General features: G+C 61.8%; 21 protein-coding genes. 19 read left to right on the top strand and 2 right to left on the bottom strand.

Features of this window, described 5'->3' with window-relative positions:
- Window positions 1–10: 10 nt before the first annotated feature.
- The 9 genes from J2858_RS23620 (at window position 11) to J2858_RS23660 (ending at window position 9787) form a co-directional block, all read left to right on the top strand.
- Window positions 11–946: a carbohydrate ABC transporter permease gene (locus tag J2858_RS23620; protein WP_210107332.1), complete on the top strand. Its 936-nt coding sequence runs from the start codon at window positions 11–13 to the stop codon at window positions 944–946.
- Window positions 936–1778, top strand: coding sequence for a carbohydrate ABC transporter permease (locus J2858_RS23625; RefSeq protein ID WP_210107333.1), 843 nt, complete (start codon window positions 936–938; stop codon window positions 1776–1778). Before J2858_RS23620 ends, J2858_RS23625 begins: the two co-directional genes overlap by 11 nt.
- 16 nt (window positions 1779–1794) lie before the next feature.
- Window positions 1795–2847, top strand: a complete 1053-nt coding sequence (locus J2858_RS23630; RefSeq protein WP_210107334.1) for an ABC transporter ATP-binding protein — start codon at window positions 1795–1797, stop codon at window positions 2845–2847.
- Between the two features lie 776 nt (window positions 2848–3623).
- Complete coding sequence (locus tag J2858_RS23635; RefSeq protein WP_210107335.1) at window positions 3624–4343, top strand: FadR/GntR family transcriptional regulator; 720 nt, start codon at window positions 3624–3626, stop codon at window positions 4341–4343.
- Complete coding sequence (locus tag J2858_RS23640) at window positions 4340–5509, top strand: PLP-dependent transferase (protein WP_210107336.1); 1170 nt, start codon at window positions 4340–4342, stop codon at window positions 5507–5509. The genes J2858_RS23635 and J2858_RS23640 overlap by 4 nt, the downstream gene beginning before the upstream one ends.
- Window positions 5510–5554: 45 nt before the next feature.
- Entirely contained in the window at window positions 5555–6814 is a 1260-nt protein-coding gene (locus J2858_RS23645) for an ABC transporter substrate-binding protein (protein WP_210107337.1), read from the top strand.
- Window positions 6815–6921: 107 nt separating this feature from the next.
- Complete coding sequence (locus tag J2858_RS23650) at window positions 6922–7860, top strand: carbohydrate ABC transporter permease (protein ID WP_210107338.1); 939 nt, start codon at window positions 6922–6924, stop codon at window positions 7858–7860.
- A gap of 4 nt (window positions 7861–7864) precedes the next feature.
- Entirely contained in the window at window positions 7865–8698 is an 834-nt protein-coding gene (locus tag J2858_RS23655) for a carbohydrate ABC transporter permease (protein ID WP_210107339.1), read from the top strand.
- 12 nt (window positions 8699–8710) lie between these two features.
- Window positions 8711–9787 (top strand): ABC transporter ATP-binding protein, encoded by a 1077-nt coding sequence (locus tag J2858_RS23660; protein ID WP_210107340.1) that lies wholly within the window; start codon window positions 8711–8713, stop codon window positions 9785–9787.
- Window positions 9788–9994: 207 nt separating this feature from the next.
- On the opposite strand, the gene J2858_RS23670 is transcribed toward J2858_RS23660, so the two are convergent.
- Window positions 9995–10930 (bottom strand): LysR family transcriptional regulator, encoded by a 936-nt coding sequence (locus J2858_RS23670; protein ID WP_210107341.1) that lies wholly within the window; start codon window positions 10928–10930, stop codon window positions 9995–9997.
- 131 nt (window positions 10931–11061) lie between these two features.
- On the opposite strand from J2858_RS23670, the gene J2858_RS23675 reads away from it, so the two are divergent.
- The 7 genes from J2858_RS23675 to J2858_RS23705 all read left to right on the top strand — a co-directional run bounded on the left by J2858_RS23675 (window position 11062) and on the right by J2858_RS23705 (window position 17673).
- On the top strand, window positions 11062–11988 hold the full coding sequence (locus tag J2858_RS23675; RefSeq protein ID WP_210107342.1) for an ABC transporter substrate-binding protein: 927 nt from the start codon (window positions 11062–11064) through the stop codon (window positions 11986–11988).
- Window positions 11989–12066: 78 nt separating this feature from the next.
- Window positions 12067–13812 (top strand): thiamine pyrophosphate-binding protein, encoded by a 1746-nt coding sequence (locus J2858_RS23680; RefSeq protein ID WP_210107343.1) that lies wholly within the window; start codon window positions 12067–12069, stop codon window positions 13810–13812.
- A 43-nt stretch (window positions 13813–13855) separates the two neighbouring features.
- Window positions 13856–14641 carry an ABC transporter ATP-binding protein gene (locus J2858_RS23685; RefSeq protein ID WP_432443398.1) on the top strand — a complete coding sequence of 262 codons (786 nt, stop codon included), beginning with the start codon at window positions 13856–13858 and terminating at the stop codon, window positions 14639–14641.
- Window positions 14638–15408, top strand: coding sequence for an ABC transporter permease (locus tag J2858_RS23690; RefSeq protein WP_210107345.1), 771 nt, complete (start codon window positions 14638–14640; stop codon window positions 15406–15408). The genes J2858_RS23685 and J2858_RS23690 overlap by 4 nt, the downstream gene beginning before the upstream one ends.
- Window positions 15405–16172, top strand: coding sequence for an ABC transporter permease (locus J2858_RS23695; protein ID WP_210107346.1), 768 nt, complete (start codon window positions 15405–15407; stop codon window positions 16170–16172). The genes J2858_RS23690 and J2858_RS23695 overlap by 4 nt, the downstream gene beginning before the upstream one ends.
- Window positions 16173–16203: 31 nt before the next feature.
- Entirely contained in the window at window positions 16204–16638 is a 435-nt protein-coding gene (locus J2858_RS23700) for a GlcG/HbpS family heme-binding protein (protein WP_210107347.1), read from the top strand.
- Window positions 16639–16728: 90 nt separating this feature from the next.
- Window positions 16729–17673 carry an alpha/beta hydrolase gene (locus tag J2858_RS23705; protein ID WP_210107348.1) on the top strand — a complete coding sequence of 315 codons (945 nt, stop codon included), beginning with the start codon at window positions 16729–16731 and terminating at the stop codon, window positions 17671–17673.
- 10 nt (window positions 17674–17683) lie between these two features.
- Here J2858_RS23705 and J2858_RS23710 read toward each other — a convergent pair whose 3' ends face one another.
- On the bottom strand, window positions 17684–18409 hold the full coding sequence (locus tag J2858_RS23710; RefSeq protein WP_210107349.1) for a GntR family transcriptional regulator: 726 nt from the start codon (window positions 18407–18409) through the stop codon (window positions 17684–17686).
- Window positions 18410–18530: 121 nt separating this feature from the next.
- Between J2858_RS23710 and J2858_RS23715 the strand changes: the two genes are divergently transcribed.
- Genes J2858_RS23715 through J2858_RS23725 form a run of 3 tightly spaced genes read left to right on the top strand, consistent with a single transcriptional unit; the run spans window position 18531 to window position 22093 of the window.
- Complete coding sequence (locus J2858_RS23715; RefSeq protein ID WP_210107350.1) at window positions 18531–19592, top strand: amidohydrolase family protein; 1062 nt, start codon at window positions 18531–18533, stop codon at window positions 19590–19592.
- Entirely contained in the window at window positions 19589–20482 is an 894-nt protein-coding gene (locus J2858_RS23720; RefSeq protein WP_210107351.1) for a VOC family protein, read from the top strand. The genes J2858_RS23715 and J2858_RS23720 overlap by 4 nt, the downstream gene beginning before the upstream one ends.
- Window positions 20483–20515: 33 nt before the next feature.
- On the top strand, window positions 20516–22093 hold the full coding sequence (locus J2858_RS23725; protein WP_210107352.1) for a bifunctional 3-(3-hydroxy-phenyl)propionate/3-hydroxycinnamic acid hydroxylase: 1578 nt from the start codon (window positions 20516–20518) through the stop codon (window positions 22091–22093).
- Window positions 22094–22134 lie beyond the last annotated feature (41 nt).

The following is a 22134-nucleotide window of genomic DNA, read 5'->3' on the forward strand; positions in this document are numbered from 1 at the left end:
GGAGATCGTCATGGCTGTCGCGCATCAGCATCACGAAACGCCCAAGGCCGGCACACCGCCGCCGTTCTGGACGATTGCGCGGCGCGACAGCCTCGCCGGCTTCCTGTTCATCGCGCCGCAACTGATCGGCATCATCACCTTCGTGCTGGTGCCGCTCGGCCTGGTATTCTGGTATTCGCTGCATGAGTGGAACGTGCTGGCCAACACGTTCACCTTCACCGGCAGCCAGAACTACCGCATGGTACTTGAAGATACCAACCTGCTCGAGGTGCTCGGTGCCACGACCATCTTCTCGGTCGGCCTCGTCGTACTCAACCTGTCGCTGGCACTGCTGCTGGCCGTCCTGCTCAATCAGAAGCTCGCCGGCATCGCCGTCTTCCGCGCGCTGTTCTTCTCGCCGGTCGTGGTCTCGCTGGTCGCCTGGACGATTGTCTGGGGTTTTCTCCTGCAGAAGAACGGTGGCATCAACGGCATGCTGTTGATGGTCGGCATCGAAGGCCCGAACTGGCTGCGCGAGGACGTGACCGCGATGATCTCAGTCATCGTCGTGCAGGTCTTCAAGAATGTCGGGCTCAACATGATCCTGTTCCTCGCCGCCCTTCAGGGCGTGCCGAAGGAGTTGTACGAAGCCGCCCGCATCGATGGTGCGCCGGCGTTCAAGCAGTTCCGCCGCATTACCCTGCCGCTGATCAGCCCGACCATCCTCCTGACCTCGATCATCACCATCGTCGGTTCGCTGCAGGTGTTCGCGCAGATCGCGGTGCTCACCCAAGGCGGCCCCGGCCTCTCGACCACGGTGCTGGTCTATTACCTCTACCAGCAGGCCTTCCAGTTCGACTATTTCGGCTACGGCTCGACGCTCTCCATCCTGCTTTTCGTCATCGTTGCCGTCCTGACCTTTGCCCAGTGGCAGATGCGCAAGAGGATCGTCTTCTATGAAAACTGACCTTTCGCCGCGCCTGCGGGTGGCGCTCTACGGTTTGATGTGCGTGCTGCTCATCCCGTTCGTCTTTCCGACCTGGTGGATGGTCACCTCGTCGATCAAGCCGATCAGCGACATCTTTGCCTTTCCGCCGCAGCTGATCCCGCAGAACTACGACTGGACGACATACTCGAAAGTCTTCGAACTGCAGCCCTTCGTGCAGCAGTACTGGAATTCGGCCTATATCGCCGCTGTCGTCACGATCGGTACCATGGTCGTGTCGTCGATGGCAGGCTATGCCTTCGCGCGGATCAGGTTTCCCTACGCGGACACGATCTTCATGATCGTCCTGCTCGGCCTCCTGATCCCCTCGGAGGTGACGATCGTGCCGCTGTTTCAGATGTTCCTGAAGGCAGGCATGGTCAACACCCACTGGCCGCTGATCCTGGTGCCGATCTTCGGCGCACCGAGCGTGTTCGTCACCTTCGTGATGCGGCAGTTCTTCGTCACGCTGCCGGCCGAACTGGAGGAGGCCGCTCGCGTCGATGGTCTCGGACGCTTCAAGATCTTCCGCAAGATCGCGCTGCCACTGGCAAAGCCGGCGCTGGCCTCTGTGGCGATCTTCACCTTCCTGCACTCGTGGAACCTGTTCCTCGAACCGATCGTGTTCCTGTCGAGTGCCGACAAATTCACCCTGCCGCAGGCGCTGACGCAATACACTGATGCCTATGGCGGGCCGATGTGGAACATTCAGCTCGCCGCCGCCACGCTGACGGCGCTGCCCGTTCTCATCGTCTTCATCATCGCCCAGAAGCAGTTCGTCGAAGGACTGGCGCATACCGGCCTGAAGGGCTGAACAACGGGATCCCATCATGGCTCAGGTCACCCTTTCCGAAATTCGCAAGAGCTATGGCTCCGTCAACGTCATCCATGGCGTCGATCTACAGATCAACGACGGCGAGTTCGTCGTGCTGGTCGGTCCGTCCGGCTGCGGCAAGTCCACTCTTTTGCGGATGATCGCCGGGCTCGAAACCATCACCGGCGGCACGCTCGATATCGGCGGCCGCATCGTCAACGATCTCGATCCGAAGGATCGCGATATTGCCATGGTGTTCCAAAGCTATGCGCTCTATCCGCACATGACGGCGGCCACCAACATGGGCTTCTCGCTCGAGCACCGCGGCGGGAGCAAGGCCGAGATCGAGGAGCGGGTGAACTGGGCGGCCGGCATTCTCGGCCTCGAAGCCCTGCTCGACCGCTACCCGCGTCAGCTGTCCGGCGGTCAGCGCCAGCGCGTGGCGATGGGTCGAGCTATCGTCCGCAATCCGCAGGTCTTTCTGTTCGATGAACCATTGTCGAACCTTGATGCCAAGCTGCGCGTCGTTATGCGCGGCGAGATCAAGTCGCTGCACCAGAAGCTGAAGACGACCACCGTCTATGTTACCCATGACCAGGTCGAGGCGATGACCATGGCCGACCGCATCGTCGTTTTGAACCGCGGACGTGTGGAGCAGATCGGCGCGCCGCTCGATCTCTATGATCGTCCGGCCAACCGTTTCGTTGCCGGCTTCATCGGCTCGCCTTCGATGAATTTCATTGAAGGAACGATCACCGCGGAGGGCTTTGCGACGGCGGGCTTGACTGTACCATTGCCGATTAAAGCGCAAAGCCATGTCGGCGGGCCGGCTATCCTAGGCATCCGGCCCGAACATCTCCGGCTGGATCCGGCCGGCATACGGGCGGAAGTTCTGCTGGTCGAGCCGATGGGTGCCGAAACGCAGGTCACGATGCTGCTTGGCAACACACAGGTCATCGGCGTGTTTCGCGAGCGCGTGGACCTGTCGCCAGATACGGTGATCAATGTGATGCCGGACGTTGCGGCCATCCATCTGTTCGATACGGATGGTGGCCAGCGTCTCGATTAGCCCAATGGACATCACGACACCCGGACGAAGTACTAGCAGTCTGGGTTTACGTGTGCGAACAAGGATGAATCACCAGCAAAAGTCGCCTTCAAGGCAGAGCTGCGCCTTTTGACTTTGCCCGGCAAACCTAATCCATTTTGAGGTAAGCCCTGGCCCGCTAGAGGACCAGAGAGTCAAGCGCAACCGTTTCACGGTCCAACCGATTAGCGGCATAATGACGGAACACAAGACTCGCATGCGGGTCTGTGAGTTATGCCGATCCGCTGCACTTTTCCGGTTCTCCGGAAGGTGTCGATGGTAGGATCCCCTTCAAGAGCAGCGCGAGGAGTTGTGAAACTCCATGCGCTGACGCCCAGTAACCGGTTAGAATATAAATCAATTCCTGCCCATGCGAGAAAGCACTCACGGCAAATGTAGATGGATGATGCAACGGCCGGATGCCAAAGCCGGGGGCTGTCGTTTGTAAAACGGCACTGGGTAAGGAACGATTTTCCCGAGTGGTATCCTCAGCTCGGCAGAACCCACGATAGCAACTGTAGGTGTCCCCCGAACGCCGTCTCCACTGCTTTGTTGATCGGCTTACTGTCCAGAAGAGGCAGCGTTGACGCAACTGACATGAGCGCGACGCGGGCGGCCCGCAAATCTCGAAGCACCAATCCGCCGTTCCTCGCCCGAGGGTGCCGTCTATTTTGGCCTGTTTGATGCCTTGACGGCTTGGCCTGATTTGCATTATTGCTCAGATGTCAGACCAATTCTGATATCGGAGCTGATGCCGGATGACAAATTTGGATCACAAAGCGGTCCTTGTGCCCCTTCCCACGGCGGACCGGGCGCAGCAGGTCATGGCTGCTCTGGCAGATTACATCGCGCGCGCCCGGCTTGAGCCCGGTGATCGATTGCCTGCCGAGCGCGAGTTGATGCAGGCGCTGGCAGTCGGGCGATCCACCATCCGCGAAGTCATTCGGCATTTTCAGGCGCTTGGTGTCGTTGAGGCTCGCAAGGGCAGTGGAACCTATCTGCTGCGGGCGATTTCCGGCACCACCATTCACATGCCGCTATCGATGGAAACCGCCCATCTTCGGGACGCTCTTCTGCAGACGCTGGAGGTGCGCCGCGGCATCGAGGCGGAGGCGGGCATGGTGGCCGCGCTCAGGCGCACGGACGCCGACCTTGAGGACATCGAACGAAAGCTCAACGAGATGGAGCGGGTGCATCTGTCCAAGGGCACATCCGGCCCCGAGGACTTGCAGTTCCATCTGGCGATCTATGACGCCACTCACAACCCGCTGTTCAAGCAGTTGCTGGAGCAGATGCGCGGCGCCTTCGAGCGCTTCTGGGACAGGCCGTTCGACCGACCGGATTTCGCCCGTCGCTCGTTTCCCTTCCACCGCACGCTGTTTAACGCCATCGCCGCCCGCGATCCCGAGGCGGCACGCGCAGAAACACTGAAGATCCTCGCCATTGTCGAGGAAGACATCAAGGACATGTCCCAATGAATGACGGGTTCGATCCGCTCGAGCAAGCCTCCCTCATCGTCGCCCATGACGAGAACAATGCCTATGACGCGGTGGTACCGCCGATCGTGCAGACCTCGCTTTTCACCTTCACCGATTACGACGACATGGTCGCCTCCTATCGCGGCGAAAAGGTTCGGCCGATCTATACGCGCGGGCTGAACCCCACCGTCCGGATGTTCGAGGAGATGTTGGCCAAGCTCGAAGGGGCAGAGGATGCGCTCGGTTTTGCGAGCGGCATGTCGGCGATTTCCTCGACGGTCCTGTCCTTTGTCCAGCCGGGAGACCGGATCGTTGCCGTGCGCCATGTCTATCCCGATGCCTACCGGCTGTTCGGCACGCTGCTCAAGCGCATGAATGTCGAGGTCACCTATGTCGATGGGCGCGATGAGGCGCAGGTCGCACGCGCGCTGCCGGGCGCCAAGCTTTTCTACATGGAAAGCCCCACAAGCTGGATAATGGAAACGCATGACGTCGCAGCACTTGCCACATTGGCCCGCAGCCACGGCGTGCTCAGCGTCATCGACAACAGTTGGGCAAGCCCGATTTTCCAGCAACCGATTGGGCTCGGTGTCGATCTCGTGATCCACTCCGCCTCCAAATATCTTGGGGGCCACAGCGATGTGGTAGCAGGCGTTGTTGCCGGATCGAAAGACCTGATCGGCCGCATCCGCGCCGAGGCCTATCCATATCTCGGCGGCAAGCTTTCGCCGTTCGATGCCTGGCTGCTGATCCGTGGTCTGCGCACCCTGCCGATCCGCATGAAGGCGCATGAGCGTTCGGCGGTGGAGATCGCACGGCGGCTGCAGGCCCATGCTGCTGTCGAGACCGTCTGTTACCCGGGTCTTGCCAACCGACTGCCGCCGGGCCTCACCGGTACATCCGGCCTGTTTTCGTTCATTGTGCGCGAAGGCGTCAATGTCCGCACCTTTGCCGACACGCTGCAGCTTTTCAAGCTGGGTGTCAGCTGGGGCGGGCATGAGAGCCTCATCGTGCCCGGTGAAGTCGTGCTTGCGCAGAAGGCGCAGCCCAATTCCGCAGAAGCCTTTGGAATCAGCGCGCGCTCGGTCCGGCTCCACGTCGGGCTGGAGGGAACGGAGGTTCTCTGGAGTGATCTCGAGGCAGCACTTGCCGCCGCGACAGACTGACATTCAAGACAACTGAAGCCAGAAAACCAACCAGGAGGGAAGAACATGAAGAAACTGATCCTTGCAACCGCTCTTACAGCGCTGATGGCCGGCACGGCCTTGGCCGATACCAAGCTGAAACTGGTGGAAGTCATCACCAGCCCGGAGCGCACGGAAACGCTGAAGTCGATCGTGGCCAAGTTCGAGGCGGCCAACCCCGGCACCACCGTCGAAATCATCTCGCTGCCCTGGGGCGAGGCGTTCCAGAAGTTCGCGACCATGGTGTCGGCCGGCGAGATCCCCGACGTCATGGAAATGCCCGACACCTGGTTGTCGCTTTATGCCAATAACGGCATGGTCGAGAGCCTTGAACCTTATCTCAAGACCTGGGAGCACACGGGCGGCCTGACCGATCGGGCCCTTGAACTTGGCCGCGACGTCAAGAAGACCGCCTACATGCTGCCCTACGGGTTTTATCTGAGAGCGATGTTCTACAACAAGAAGATCTTCGCCGAGGCGGGCGTTTCCGGACCGCCAAAGACCATGGACGAATTCGTTGCGGCATCGGAAAAGATCTCCAAGCTGCCGGGCAAATATGGCTATTGCATGCGCGGCGGCCCGGGCGGCCTCAACGGCTGGATGATGTTTGCGGCCAACATGGCCGGCGACAACAATTTCTTCAATGCCGATGGCACCTCCAAGTTCAGCGAGCCGGACTGGGTCAAGGGCATCACCTGGATGGTCGATCTCTACAAGAAGGGCTATGCACCGAAGGACAGCGTCAACTGGGGCTTCAACGAGATCGTGGCCGGCTTCTACACGGGCACCTGCGCCATGCTCGACCAGGATCCGGATGCACTGATCGCCATCAGCGAGCGCATGAATGCGGCCGATTACGCCGTCGTGCCGATGCCCAAGGGCCCGTCGGGCAAGACCTTCCCGACGATCGGTTATGCCGGTTGGTCGATGATGTCGGCCAGCGCCCACAAGGACCTGTCCTGGAAACTGATCGCAACACTCGAAGGCCCGGAAGGCAATATCGAGTGGAACAAGCGCATCGGCGCGCTGCCGGCGCTGAAGGCTGCGGAAAAAGATCCCTTCTATGCAGGAGAGCAGTTCAAGGGCTGGTTCGATGAACTTGCCGACAAGAACGCCATCCCGACAGTCATGCCGACCTATCTGGAAGAGTTCGCCTATTTCAAGGACAGCCTGGCGATCAAGACCACGCAGGAAGCCATGCTGGGCGATATCACGCCCGAAGACTTGGCCAAGCAGTGGGCTGAGTACCTGACGGCGGCGCAGAAGAAGTTCCTCGCCACCAAGTAGCAGCATCGGAACCGGGGCCCGCAGGACTTGCCGCCTGCTGGCCCCGGCACGCCGACCGACAGTGAACCCGGCCTGCTCCCGGCGGCCGCGAACCGGATACCCGACCCATGTCCTCAACCGCTGCCATCCGCCCCGGCCACCTGGGCGATCGCCGGACGCTGAAAAAGCGGTTCGCCGATGCAGCCGCGCCATATCTTTATAGCGCGCCGGTGCTGATCCTGATCGTCACCGTGATGCTGGTGCCCCTGGTGCTCGGCATCTCCTATGCCTTTCGCGACGTGCAACTGCTGAAGCCGTTTTCGGGCGGCTTCATCGGCCTTGATCATTTTGTCACCCTGTCGAAGGATCAGGCCTTTTATCGGGCGCTGCGCAATACTCTGTGGTGGACGGGGGCATCGGTTGTCCTGCAATTCGTCTTCGGCCTGATCCTGGCGCTTTTGCTGGACAAGCCGTTTTTCGGCCGGGCCGTCGTGCAGGCGCTGATTTTCCTGCCCTGGGCGGTGCCGAGTTTCCTGGCGGGCCTCAACTGGGCCTGGCTGTTCAACCCGGTGGTCGGGCCCATTCCCCACTGGCTGTTTTCGTTCGGCATCCTGCCGGCACCCTCAAACATCCTGTCGGATCCGCAGCTTGCCATGTGGGGTCCGATTGTCGCCAATGTCTGGTGGGGCATCCCGTTTTTCGCCATTACGCTCCTGGCAGCACTTCAGGCCATTCCACGCGATCTCTATGAGGCCGCAAGCATTGACGGCGCGGGGGCCCTGCGGCGGTTCCTGTCGATCACCCTGCCGTTTCTGGCGCCGACCATTGCCATCACGGTTCTGTTGCGCACCGTCTGGGTGTCGAATTTTGCCGACCTGATTATCGTCATGACCAATGGCGGGCCCGCCGACCGCACTCAGATCGTGGCCAGCTACATTTTCACCCAGGCCTTCAAGCGGCTGGATTTCGGCTATGCCTCGGCCATCGCGCTCGTGCTTCTGGTGCTTTTGATCACCTATTCGATGCTGATTGTTGTCTTGCGCCAATGGCTATTGAGCAAGGATTGAACCCATGACCGGCAAACGTGTCCTCGCCATTGCAGCCCATCGCGTTGCAATCCTTATCTATCTCGTCTTCGCACTCTTTCCGCTCTACTGGCTGCTGAAGGTTTCGGTCACGCCCAACAAGCTGCTCTATTCCGAAGGCATCCGCATGTGGCCTTCACGCACCAGCTTCGAACATTTCGATTTCGTGCTGAAGCACAGCGATTTCCCGATCTTCTTCAAGAACAGCCTGATCGTTTCCGGCTCGACCGCCATCATCGTGACGCTGTTTGCCTCAACGGCTGGCTATGCCCTGTCGCGATTTCAATTCCGTGGCAAATACGCCCTGATCGGTTTGATGTTGCTCACTCAAATGTTCCCGCTTGTCATGCTGGTGGCGCCAATTTTCAAAATCCTCTCCCCGCTTGGCCTCACCAACAGCCTGACCGGGTTGGTCATCGTCTATTCCGCCTTCAACGTGCCCTTTGCCACCTTCTTGATGCAGTCCTTCTTCGACGGCATTCCGAAGGATCTGGAGGAGGCGGCGATGATTGATGGCGCAACCCAGTTCGGTGCCTTCCGGCAGATCATCCTGCCGCTGACGCTTCCGGGCATCGCCGCCACCCTTGGTTTCGTGTTCACCGCAGCGTGGAGCGAACTTCTGTTCTCGCTCATGCTGATCTCGGGCAATGCATCGGCAACCTTCCCGGTCGGGCTACTGTCTTTCGTGTCAAAGTTCTCGGTCGATTTCGGGCAGATGATGGCGGCTGGCGTCATGGCGCTCGTGCCGGCCTGCCTGTTCTTCCTGCTGATCCAACGTTACCTCGTTCAGGGCCTGACGGCCGGCGCCGTAAAAGGCTGATGGAGCATTCCCATGGCATCGATTGATATCGCCAACATCCAAAAATCCTACGGCATCCTACCGGTACTCAATGATGTCGACCTCAAGATCGAAGACGGCGAATTCGTGGTGCTGGTGGGGCCCTCGGGCTGCGGCAAGTCGACATTGCTGCGCATGATTGCCGGTCTCGAGCACGTCACGGATGGGGAGATCCGCATCGACGGAGAGCGGGTGAACGAACGGGCGCCTAAGGACCGCGACATTGCCATGGTGTTCCAGTCCTATGCGCTCTACCCGCATATGAGCGTGGCCGGCAACATGCGCTATAGTCTGAAGATCCGCCGGTTTGCCACGGAGAAGATCGAGGCTCTGGTCTCCGGCGCTGCCGCCAAGCTCGGCCTCGGCCCCTTGATGGAACGGCGGCCAAAGGCGCTATCCGGCGGCCAGCGTCAGCGCGTTGCCATGGGCCGCGCCATCGTGCGCCAGCCGAAGGCCTTCCTGTTTGACGAGCCGCTCTCAAACCTCGACGCGCGCCTGCGCGAACAGATGCGCGCCGAGATCAAGAAACTGCATAAGGATCTTGGAGCAACCTCCATCTATGTCACCCACGACCAGATTGAGGCGATGACGCTGGCCGATCGCATCGTTGCCATGCACGGTGGCGTGATCCAGCAGGTGGGCAGTCCGCTCGAGCTTTACGACAATCCTGCCAACCTGTTCGTGGCAGGTTTCATCGGCTCGCCCGGGATGAACTTTTTTGAAGGTCGCTGCGAGGCAATCGACGGCGCTGCCCGCTTTGCCCTTCATGGAGGCGCAGTCCTGCCACTCGGCAGGGCTATCGGCCTTGGCGAAGGGCAAACGGGAACGCTTGGGATCAGGCCGGAGCATGTCGTCCTTGGCGCGGAGGGACCTGACCGTTTGAAAGCATCCGTCGATCTTGTCGAGCCCACCGGTTTTGGCATCATCGTTCACCTCAAGCTTGGCGCTGTCGCTTTCAAGGCGTTCACCCTTGATCGGAAGTTTCTGGGGATGCAGGGCGAAATCGATGTCAGCTTTCCGCAGGCCCATCTGCATTTCTTCGACGCTGCAGGCCAGAAGGTTAGGCGCTGAGGCGATCGAGATGCCATTCGTGTTGGTACCTTGAGCGGCGCTCATGTGTTGGGGCTTTCCAAAGAGATCGGCTCTCTTACGCCGGGCAAGAGGACCGACGTCATTCTCGTCCGCACTGATCAGCCCGACATGCTGCCCCGCCGCCAATCCAAATCCGGCTTTCCAGATCGTCCAGCATGCGGCTCCCGCAATGTCGCCAACATCCCTTCAACGATCTCGCTTTTCGGCGTGATTGAGATAACGCGCAGACCATCGGCCCTGCTCGATACTGTGGCGCGCAGCGTCTCGCAGCATGTCGATGAACCGTCGGGAGGCCAGTGTCCGTTCGGCATTGTCCAGGGTCGCGATCAGCCAGGTAACCCACAGTCCCTCGATCGGTGCCCAGGCAAATTGCGTCAAGGGCGAGTTCACCATGCCGCAATAGGGCATGATGGCGTATCCGACCTTGCGGCGGATGAGGTCGTCCATCGGTGCATATTCCGTCTCGACGGCAATCTTGGCGCGGCGGCCGATGCGGGCGAATTCACCTTCGATCAGGGTGCGAAGCCCATCCGGCCGGGGCGTTAGGATCAGCGGGCAGTCGGCCACCCGATCGACGGAAATCGATTGGTCCACCGAAAGCCCGCTATCGAGCGGGCCGACCAGATAGAGCTGCTCCATCAGCAGCGGCTCCGTGTGCAGGTCCGGTTCCGTGAGCGGTGCGGCCAGAATCCCGATATCGATATCGCGGAAGAAGATCGCCTCGCGCAGCTGGAACGAATGGGCGCCGCGCACGCGCAGCCGCACATGCGGATAGGTCTCGACATAGCTCGCCACCAGTTCGCCTGTCAGCACGCGGCCCATGAAGGGTGGGGCGCCAAAGGCAAGCCGGCCGGACGGCGTATTGGCCGCATAGGTCACCTCTCCCGGAACCCGCGCGATCTCCTCGAGAATCGCCTCTGCCCGGACCCGAAACACTTCGCCGGCCGGCGTGAGTGTCAGGCCGCGACCCGTGCGATGAAACAGAGAGGCTCCAATCTCCTGTTCCAAAGCGGCAATCTGTCGGCTGAGCGCCGGTTGCGACATATCCAGCTTTTCGGCGACGCGCGAAAGGCTGCCGAACTCGGCGACTTTCAGGAAATATTCCCATTTGCGCAGGTTCACGAGAAGCATCCCAGACCGGTGATATGCATCTGAAGTTATAACTGAACTGCCGCTCTGTCTATTGATGAAAGTCAAGTCCGTTGGAATAGTAGGATCCAAGGGTTGAGGAGCCCGTCTTCGAGGAGGAAACCATGTTCAAACGCGCATTCATCATCGCGGGCACGTTCGCCGTCGCCGCCATTCCGGCTCTGGCGGACACGAAAATCGCCATCGGCACACCGCCGATCGCGGAAGTCGAGGCGGCCTTTGTCGCCAAGGATGAGGGCCTGTTCGACAAGAACGGTCTGCAGGTCGAGTTCCTGCCCACCGGCTCGAACCAGACGCTGGTGGCGTCCCTGGTCGCCGGCTCTCATCAGATCGTTGCGGTGTCGCCGACCGTTCTGCTACAGGCGGTGGAGAGCGGCATCGATCTCGTCGTCGTTGCCAACTGCGGCGTGACAGCGCCGCGCACCGCCAAGAATGTGGGGCTTGCCGTTCGAGAAGGGGTGGCGATCGAAAAGCCTGAGGATCTCGTTGGGAAGAAGGTCGGAACGCCGAGTATCGGCGGCACGCTCGACATCCTGTTCCGGCAGTGGCTGAAGCAGAAAAACGTGTCCGAGAAAAGCATTACCTTCATCGAGGTCCCGATCCCCAACACTGCTGATGTGCTGAAGGGTGGCACGATCGATGCCATTATCGCAGGACAGCCGTCGCTCGGTCGTGCTGTCGCCCAGTCGAATGGCAAGGTGGCCTTCAACTTCATGTCGGAAATCCCGGCGGACCTTCCTTACACGACCTTTGTGGCGACACGGGAGTGGGCGAAGGCCAATGCCGGGACCATTGCCTCCTTCCGTACGGCCTTCGGCCAGGCGGCGGATTTCATCGGCAAGAACGAGGACAAGACCCGCGAGATCGTCTCGAAATATACGCGTCTGCCGGTGGAGGTCCTGAGCAAGATCGAGCTGCCCGAGTGCAAGCCGACCCCGACGGTCTCGGCGCTCGACTATCTGCAGAAGGCCATGCAAGAGGGCGGCATGTTGAGCAGCAAGATCGATACCGCCGGCCTGATCGCGCCCTGACCCTTAGCCCGACCGACCAACCATCTTTGGCGGGTGGGACACGTCATTGCCCGCCATTCTTCCCAGACAGGTGATATGATGATTGAGATGACAGGCGCAGAGGCGCTGACCCGGTTGCTCGTTCCGGAAGCCGTTCCTTTCGTTTTCGGCATTGCGGGCGGCAAGTTGAACGCGCTGCTGCATGCAATTTCCCGCGAGCCGTCGATCCGCTACCTCGGCGTTCGCCACGAGGCCGCGGGCCCGTTGATGGGCGCTGCGGTTGCCGCCGCAAGCGGGCGGATCTGTGTGGCGCTCGGCGAAATGGGGCCGGGCTCCTCCAACCTGGTCGGCGGGCTGGGCACCGCCTTCAACAACAATCTGCCGCTCCTGTTGATCACCTCCAACAATCATCTCGCCGCCTCCTATCCGAACCGCGGCATGTTCATGGATCTCGATACCCACGCGCTTCTGAAGCCGCTCACCAAATGGAGCGCCGTGGTTCACGATGGGCGCCGGCTGCCCGATCTCGTGCGGGATGCCTTTCGCCAGGCCCTGACCGGACGGAGGGGGCCGGTTCATCTCGACGTGCCGCAGGAGGTTCTCAGCGGTCGCTTCCAGTTCGATGAAGCCACCTTTTCCCTTGCGCCGCACCAATATCGATCGGTGGCTGGCCCACGGGCGCCGGCCGGAGAGATCGCACGCGCCGCCGAGATGCTGGCGGGGGCTAGGCGCCCGCTTCTGGTGGCAGGGGGTGGCGTCGTATCGGCCGAAGGCGGACACCTGTTCCGCAAGCTCATGGATCTCGTCCAGGCACCGGCGCTGACGACGCAGATGGGCATCGGCACCGTACCGTCCGATTCGCCCTACTTCATCGGCCAGGGCGGCATCATCGGCGGAGACGCCATTCAGGCGGCCTTTCGGGAGGCGGACGTCATCCTGGCCGTCGGCTGCCGTTTTTCCTCCTGGCTGTGGGATGACGGCGGCGCGCTGACCAAGGGTGACGCCCAACTCATCAACATCAACATCGACCCGATGAGCCTTGGCGCGAACACCCCGCATGCGCTCGGGATATGGGCCGATGCAGCCGATGCACTCGAGGATCTCCTGTCTGCACTCGCATCCCGGGCGATGACCAATTGCTCCGCCTGGCTTGCCCAACTGCGGGGCGTCCACGACGAATACCAGGCAAAGCTGGAGACGATGGCTGAGGACGATGGCGCAGTCATGCATCCGGCGCGCCTCGGCCGGGAACTCGGCAGGTTGCTGCCGGACGATGCCTTGATCGCCTATGACGGCGGACACACCTCCTTCTGGAGCAATGACCTGACGCCGGTCCCCATCGAGCGGACGCGCTTTCACGAGCCAGGCATGTGCCAGCTCGGCTTTGGTACCCCCTATGCGGTGGCCCTGAAGTTGCTGTATCCGCAGCGGCCCGTCTTCAACATCTGCGGCGACGGCGCCTTCGGCTTTACCCTTTCCGAGCTCGATACAGCGCGGCGTTACGGGCTGCCGATCATCAACATCATCCACAACAACGCCTCCTGGGGCGTCATCAAGATGGGCCAGCGCAAGACCTTCGATTTCTCCTTCGGCGCCGACCTGGAGGGCACCGACTATGCGCAGATCGCCCGCGGCTTCGGCTGCCATGGTGAAGTGGTGACGACGGTGGAAGAGCTGGAGCCGGCTCTCGAGCGGGCGATGGTGTCCGGTCTTCCCGCGGTGATCGATTGTCGCGTCCGTTTCGAGGCGCATCCCAGCATGCCGTATTTCGCGCGGATGAACGCCTATGGATACCCGAAGGGCGCCGGCGCCGGGCCGCATGCAGCACTCGTGAAGGGAGCCTGACATGTCGATGACCCGAATGAACGTGCAGGCCGGACAGGTCGAGATGGCGAGCCCCGTTTCGCATGCGGCAGAGCCGCGCATCCGCATTCGCGATGTCACACTCTCCTATGGCGCCCTCCAGATCATCGGCGGCATCAGCATCGACATTGCGCCGGGGGAAAGCCTCTGCGTGATCGGCCCCTCCGGTTGCGGCAAGACGACCCTGCTGCGCATGCTTGCGGGGTTGGCGCGGCCCACATCCGGTGCCGTGGAGCTTGATGGATCGGCTCTCGGTGGGCCGGATCGCTCGGTGGCGATCGTCTTCCAGGATTATGGCAAGGCGCTCCTACCGTGGCGTACGGCGGCCGGAAACGTGTCGCTGGCACTGGAAGCCCGCGGCTGCCCCGCCCGGGAGCGTCCGCCGATCATCCGCGAGCTTCTGGAAAAGATCGGGCTCGGCCGCCATGCGGACAAATATCCTTCGGAAATGTCGGGCGGCATGCAGCAGCGCCTTCAGATTGCCCGGTGCCTTGCCCAGGAGCCGAAGGTGCTTCTGATGGACGAGCCCTTCGGTGCACTGGACGCCATGACACGGCAGGCCCTGCAGGACGAAGTTCTCTCGCTCGTTGCAACGACCGGTGCAACCATGGTCTTCGTCACCCACGATCTGGAGGAGGCGATCTATCTGGGCGATCGCATCGTCTGCCTCCAGCCCAATCCCGGCCGTGTCGGCCGCATGGTGGATGTCCGGCTGGCGCATCCGCGTGATCAGCTTGTCACCCGCGAGGACCCGGAATTCCTGCGCCTCCGCAGAGAGCTCTACGATCTCATCAAGGATGATCACCAATGAGGGCGGCGTTCAGAACCAGCTGGCGGGCTGCCCTGCTTCCGGTCGTCGTCATTGTGGCGGCGCAGGTCGCCGCGACCGTCACGCAGCTGGAAAGCGACAGCCTCGCAAGCCCTCTTGCCATCGTTGCGGCCTTCTTCTCCGTCCTCAAGGATGGTTCCCTCATGCGGGCGTCCCTTGATACACTGATGGCCGCCTTCTGCGGCTGTGTCATCGGTGTCGGCGCCGGCTCCTTGCTCGGCATCCTCCTCGGGCTCTTTCGCCTGGCCGATGACGCACTCGATCTCACCATCGAACTGCTGCGGCCCGTTCCCGTGGTGGCGCTCATTCCGGTGGTGATGATGCTGCTGGGCTTTGGCGCGCGCATGGAGATCGTCATCATCGCGCTCGGGCTGCTTTGGCCTTCGGTCGTTCTGGCGCGCACGGCAGTGAGGGAGGTCGAGCCACGGCTGATGGAGGTTTCGGCCGTTCTGCAACTGGGCTTTCCGGCCAGACTTTCGAAGATCGTCTTGCCGGCCATCCTGCCGCAACTCTTCATGTCGCTCAAACTTGCCGCCGGTTATGCCCTCGTCGTTGCGGTGACGGTGGAAATCACCGCCAATCCCTTCGGCCTCGGCTACGGCATCATGATGGCGCAGCAGGCGCTGCGGCCGGCGGAAATGTTTGCCTACCTCATCTGGATCGGCGTGATCGGCTGGCTGGTCAGCCTTGTGCTGATGGCAGCGCAACGCCGGTTCTTCCCGGCCTTCGCCAAGGGAGAGACACGATGAAGCAACTTTCCATGCAAAAACTTCTGCTGGGGCTGCTCGGCCTTGCGACGTTCATCCTCGTCTGGAAGGTCATCACCGATTTTAAGCTCGTCTCGCCGATCTTCTTCCCAAGCCCCGCGCGCACCTGGACCGCGCTCTTGAAAGGTCTTGCCGGGGGTCCGCTTCTGGCGCAGACCCTGGAGACGGTACAGCGCATGCTGCTCGGCTGGCTTCTTGCCTCGCTCGCCGGGATCATGCTTGGCGCCCTCATCGGCGTGTCACGCCGGGCGCGTGCCTTCATCGCGCCAACACTGGAACTGTTGCGTCCGCTTCCGGCCTCCGCGATGATCCCCATCGCAATCGCCTTTCTGGGTTTCTCCGACCAGATGGTGCTGGTGGTGATCGCCTTTGGTGCGCTCTGGCCGATGCTGCTTGCAACGATCCACGGCTTCTCGGCCATGGAGCCCCGGCTTTATGAGGTGAGCGCCGTCCTTGGTCTCAGCCGTCTGCAGGTCATCCGGAAACTCGCCCTGCCAAGCGCCATGCCGATGATCCTTGCCAGCCTGCGTCTCGGCCTCACCATTTCCCTGATCCTTGCCGTCGTTGGCGAGATGCTGGCAAGTCGCGAGGGGCTGGGCCAGAGCATTCTGCTCGCAAGCCGCAGCTTCCGTTCGGCGGATCTGTTCGCGGGCATTGTCATCCTCGGCGCCATCGGCCTGGTTGGCAGCGGCCTGCTATCGCTTGCGGAGCAACGGTTGCTGCGTTGGCAGGCCGTTACCCGTTAATTTCAAAAATCACCGAAAACTGGATCGTCCCATGTTGAAGCTCTCTGACGCCACGATCATCATCGACGCCGCCCTTGCCGAGGCGCGGTCCCGCAGCTTTGCGCCGCTCGCCGTCGCCGTCCTTGATGCCGGAGGTCATCTCGTCGCCTACAAGCGGGAGGATGGGGCCGGTATCGTCCGTTTCGATATCGCCTATGGCAAGGCCTGGGGCTCGCTCGGCATGGGGTTCGGCACCCGCGAACTGACGGAGCGCGCGGCAAAGAACCCTGCCTTCATCACTATTTTGGCGACTGTCAGCGGCGGGCGCATGGTGCCTTCGCCGGGCGGCGTTCTGATCGTGGATGCGCAGGGCGTGGTGATCGGTGCCGTCGGCATTTCCGGCGACATTGGCGACAATGACGAAATCTGCGCCATCCTCGGGATCGAAAAAGCGGGATTCCGCGCGGCTCCGAAGGCTGTTGCATAAGCGGTTGCCGGGGCGGTCGCCGCGAGGAGGCGGCACCTCTCCCGACACTGGCGCCAGACAAAGAAGGGTTCACGCATGAGGGAGGAAAACATGCGATCGGTTCATAAAGTGCTCACCATCCTGGCCGGCGTGGCCATGGGCACGGCGGCCCAGGCGCAGATGTCGTCAAACCCGCCGGAGGTGGGGGAGGGCGTTCGCGCCTTTGACGACCGCCTTGGTCCCGATGTCGTCAAGGGCGTGACCGCGCTTTATCGTCCGCTTCACGAGGCAGCCTCAAAGGATGGTGTCATCGTGACCAGGGACATCACCTATGGCGAGGGCGAGAGGCAGAAGCTTGATCTCTATGTGCCCACCGACATACCGGCTGGTGCAAAGGTGCCGATCCTGCTGTTTGCCCATGGTGGCGGCTTTGTTCGGGGCGACAAGCAGGATGTTGCACATTTCGGCTATTACTTTGCCCAGCACGGCATCGCGACTGCCTTGATCAATTACGGCTTTGCGCCGCAGGCGCGCTTTCCTTCCGGGGGAGAGGATGTCGGCAAGGCGGTCGCCTGGCTGAAAGCCAATGCCGCTGCCCATTCCGGCGATATCCGCTCCATCTTCGTGTCCGGCAATTCCGCCGGGGCGACGCACGCCGCCACCTACGGATTCCTTCGTTCGGCGCCAACATCCGACGACGGCGTGCGCGGCCTGATCCTGATATCGATCCCGACTGCGGATTCCGAAGATCTCGGCCCGCAGGACAAGATCTATTATGGAGAGGATGCCAGCCAGTACCCGCAGATGTCGATCATCCGCCATGTCGGTGACCGCAGGCTACCGGTGTTCATGGCGGTGGCGGAAAACGACATGCCGTCCATTCAGAGGCAAAACAAGCGGCTCCTTGATGCTCTCTTCCAGCGGGACGGCAAGCTGCCGATCTTCAAGACAGCCTTGGGGCACAACCATATATCGATCATCGAGCATTTCGGCACGGCCGACGAAAGCCTCGGCCCGGATATCCTGGAATTCATTCGGGAAAACCTGGCGAAGTAGCTGCCCGGTGTCAGGCGGACGTTGGTGGCTCCAACGCGCCCCCGTCCGTCTTTTCCAGATCCTCCCGGATAAACTCGGCGGTCTGCTGGTAATGCCACTGGAGCAGGTCGAGAGCCTCGCTGGTTTTGCGGTCAAGAACCGCCTTCAGGATGTCGCCATGTTCCTGGTTGACCTTTCGCACCCTGAACGCCTTTCGGCTGGAGAGCGCGCGATACCGGTTCAACCGGTCTGCCAACTGCTCGCAAAAGCCGATCAGCGGGCGTGACCCGCAGCCGTTGATCAGGGACGCGTGGAAGGCCCGGTGCAGGCGCTCCCATTCCGGATTGCTCTCGAAACGGTCGGGATTGAGGGAGCGAGGCGCACGTTCCAGCCGGTGATGCGCGACCAGCAGGGCCTCCTCCCAGGCGGCATTGGCATTGGCCATCGATTCCCGCAGCGCCAGCCCCTCCACCCAGCAGCGGGTCTTGGTCAACTCACCCAGTTCTTCCAGACTGATCGGTTTGACAAAAAAGCCACGCTGCTCCTTGCCGATCACCAGATCTTCCGTCGTCAGCCGGTTCAGCGCTTCGCGCAGCGGTGTCTGGCCCGCCTCGTAATGTTCCATCAGGAAGCGCAGTTGCAGCTTGCGGCCCGGCTCCAGCACCGCTGACAGGATATCCCCCTTCAGGCGCTCGTAGATGCTGGTTGCCTGCGTGGCCGGGGTGTCGACCCCTTTGTTCGGCACGTCAATCTTCATCAGTTTCCACCGCTGTCGTGCATTTTCTATACACCGTTTATGAGCAAAGGCAAAATTTATAAATTTTTGCTTTACGGAAGAAATTTTGTAGATTACGAAAAGGGCATCGGAGGAGGAAAGAATGCGGCACGGACTGAACAGTTCAGGGCGCTTCAGGAGCGGTTGTGGTTGCGTCGGCATCGACGTTCATTGCCATGTCGTTCCCTCAAGCTTTCCGCCGGTGCCCGGCGCAACGCCGCTCTCCGGCTGGCCGTCCATGACTGCTGTCCAGGATTGCCATGCAACGGTCGTCATTGATGACAGGCCGTATCGCACAGTCAGCGATGCCTGCTGGGTGGCTGAACGTCGGATCGCGGAGATGGACCGCGCCGGCATCGCCGTTCAGGCGCTTTCGCCCATGCCGGAATTATTCGGCTACTGGATCGAGGCGGAAGCGGCCTTGCATCTCGTGCGTCACGTCAATGATGTGATTGCGGCACTGGTGCAGGAAGGGCAGGGGCGTTTCGTCGGCCTCGGCGGCCTGCCCATGCAGGATATCGATCTTGCTATTGCCGAATTGCAGCGCCTGATGGCTCTTCCCGGATTTTGCGGCGTCGAGATCGGTAGCAATATCAACGGCACCGCCATTGGCGATACGCACTTCCATGCCCTCTTCGCCGAGGCGGAACGGCTGGGTGCCGCAGTCTTCGTGCATGCGGTTCGCCCGACCGGCATGGACCGGCTGGTCGGCCCGGCGGCGCTGCAGCAGGTGCTGGCTTATCCCACCGATGTCGGGCTTGCCGCCGCTTCGGTCATCACCGGCGGATTGCTGCAGAGATTCCCGAACCTGCGCATCGCCTTCAGCCATGGCGGCGGCACCTTCGCGGCTCTTCTGCCACGTCTCCAGCAGGGCTACCACGCTTTTCCGGCCGTGCGCGACAGCCTGCCCGAGGCGCCGCTGGAGCAGGCGCGCAAGCTCTACGTGGATGCCCTCGTTTTCGACGAGGACATGCTGAAGCGCATCGTCTCGGTCTTTGGCGAGGACCGGGTGATGCTCGGCACGGACTACCCGTTCAATTTCCGCGAGATGGAACCGGTGGCACGGATTGAACAGGCCTTTGCGGATCCCACGCTGCGCGAGCGGCTGACCTTCGCCAATGCGCTGGCCTTTCTTGGATTGGATGAGGAGACGGTATCGAGATGACGGACTTTCCCGTATCGGCCCTGCGCAGCGTGGAACTCGGCACGCCGGATCTTGTCGCATCGGTGGACTTCTACACCCGGGTCTGGGGGCTGGAGAAGGTTGCAGAGGCTGAGAACAAGGTGTTTCTGGCCGCAACTGGCGATGACTGCCACGTGCTGGAACTGAAGCAGAGCGAACGTTCGGAACTGCGCAAGATCACCTTTCGCGCGCGCTGCGCCGACGATCTCGCCGCGCTTTATGAAAAGGCGGTGGCCTTCGGCTGCACGGTGCTGCGCGAGCCGGGCGCTGCCGATCCGCTGACCGGCGGGCGCAGGTTCGTCATCCGCGAACCGCAAGGCTCCGTTCTGGAATTCGTGCATGGCGACCGCCGCAAGGAGGCCCGCATCGTGCCGAACAAGGTGCTGCGGTTGGCGCATGTCAACATCAACAGCGCCGACATCGAGGCCCTGTCCGACTTCTACCGCAAGGTGCTCGGCTTCCGCCTCACCGACCGATCGAAGCTCATGGCCTTCCTCAGCTGCAACAGCGACCACCACGCCGTGGTGCTGGCCGAGGCGGCGAACCACGGCCTCAACCATATCGCCTTCCTGATGCCGGATCTGGAATCGGTGATGCGGGGCTCCGGTCTCGTCGTCGATCACGGCACGCCGATCGGATGGGGCGTCGGACGCCACGGCCCTGGCGACAATGTATTCGCCTACTTCGTCGATCCGATGGGCGTGGTCATCGAATACACCGCTGAAGTCCTGCAGGTGAACGAGAGCTACCGCGTGAAGGGACCGGACGAATGGGTGTGGCCACCCGGCCGGACGGACCATTGGGGCATTGCGCCGCCGAAAAGCGAGGCCTGCAAGAAAGCCCAGATTTCCATCGGATTTTCCGGCACCTGATGCCGCCGTCCCATCTATTGCAGAGGCTTATCCGTGACGCACGAGACTTCAATCGCAGACCGTTATGATGTGCTGGTGGTGGGTTTCGGCCCCGCCGGCGCCGTCGCCGCCGGCATGCTGGGGGCACGCGGCCATTCCACGCTGGTCATCGACCGCCTGACCACGATCTATGACAAACCGCGTGCCATCGCCATCGATCACGAGATCCTGCGTCATTTCGACAATATGGGTATTGCCGAGGCGGTTCTGCCCCATGTTGCCCCCTTCACCGCCTCGCAGCACTTTGGCGCCAAGGGCCAGTTGATCCGCCGCATCGATATGGTGCCGGAACCCTATCCGCTCGGCTACACGCCGAGCATGGTGTTTACCCAGCCGCCGGTGGAGGCGGCGCTTCGCGCCCATGCCGAGGGCTTTGATTGCGTCACGGTTTCGCTCGGCGTCGAGATGATCGATCTCGACAGCCGTAAGGACGAGGTCGTCGCGACGCTGAAGGAGGCCTCGGGCGAGATCCGCAAGGTCGCCGCCCGCTACCTGATCGGCTGCGACGGCGCCTCGAGCCGCGTACGCGAGCTTGCCGGCATCACCCTGGAGGATCTGGTGTTCGACGAGCCGTGGCTCGTGATCGACGTGCTGGTGAACGATGCCGGTCTTGCCAAGCTTCCTCAGACCTCTGCGCAGTTCTGCGATCCGGCCCGGCCCGCAAGCTTCATCATGGGACCGAAGAACCATCGGCGATGGGAAATCATGCTTCTGCCGGGCGAAGACCCGCGGCAGATGGAAAAGCCGGACAATGTCTGGAGGCTCCTGTCGCCGTGGCTGACGCCTGAGGATGGCGAATTGTGGCGCGCCGCCGCCTATCGCTTCCATGCGCTGGTGGCAGACGACTGGGCAAAAGGCCGGGTGGTGATTGCCGGCGATGCTGCCCACCAGCAGCCGCCCTTCATCGGCCAGGGCATGTGCCAGGGCCTGCGCGACGTCTCCAACCTGACCTGGCGGCTTGACCGTATCCTGAAGGGCCAGTCGGACGAAAACCTGCTGGCAAGCTATACCGAGGAGCGCAAGCGCCATGTTGAGACGCTGACGGGCCGCATCAAGGCCATCGGCCAGGCGATCTGCGAACGCAATCCTGAGGCGGCCGCGGCCCGCGATGCCCGCATTTTGGCCGAGGGGGGCGGGCAGCCGCTGGTGATCACCCGGCAGGACATCGTTCCGCCGCTCGAACAGGGCCTGATTGCCGCGGAAGGCACGCCGGCCCGCGGCCTGCTCTTCCCCCAGCCGGCAATTCTCGACAAGGGCGAAAGCCGGCTTCTCGATCACCTCACCGGTGCCACGTGGCGGCTGGTGCTGGATGCTCGCCGTGCCACGCAGACGCAAGGCAGGGCGCTTGCAGCCGAAGTCCAGGGCATGACGGTTGTTGCCGTCGCAGCGGAAGACGCGGATACGGCCGACGAGACGGCAGTGCGCGAAAAGGATGGCGTCCTGACCGGCTGGTTCGAGCGGCATGGCGCGGTCGCCGCACTCGTACGGCCGGATCATTACGTGTTCGGGGCTGCTGCCGATCTCGATGCTCTTCGCCAACAGATACAGGATCTGCGCGCACATCTTGCCTGAGACGCCAACGATCCGGCCAGCCCAATCAAAGGAGTATCCTC

This window comes from Neorhizobium galegae (genome assembly GCF_017877135.1).
Taxonomy (GTDB): Bacteria; Pseudomonadota; Alphaproteobacteria; order Rhizobiales; family Rhizobiaceae; genus Neorhizobium; species Neorhizobium galegae_A.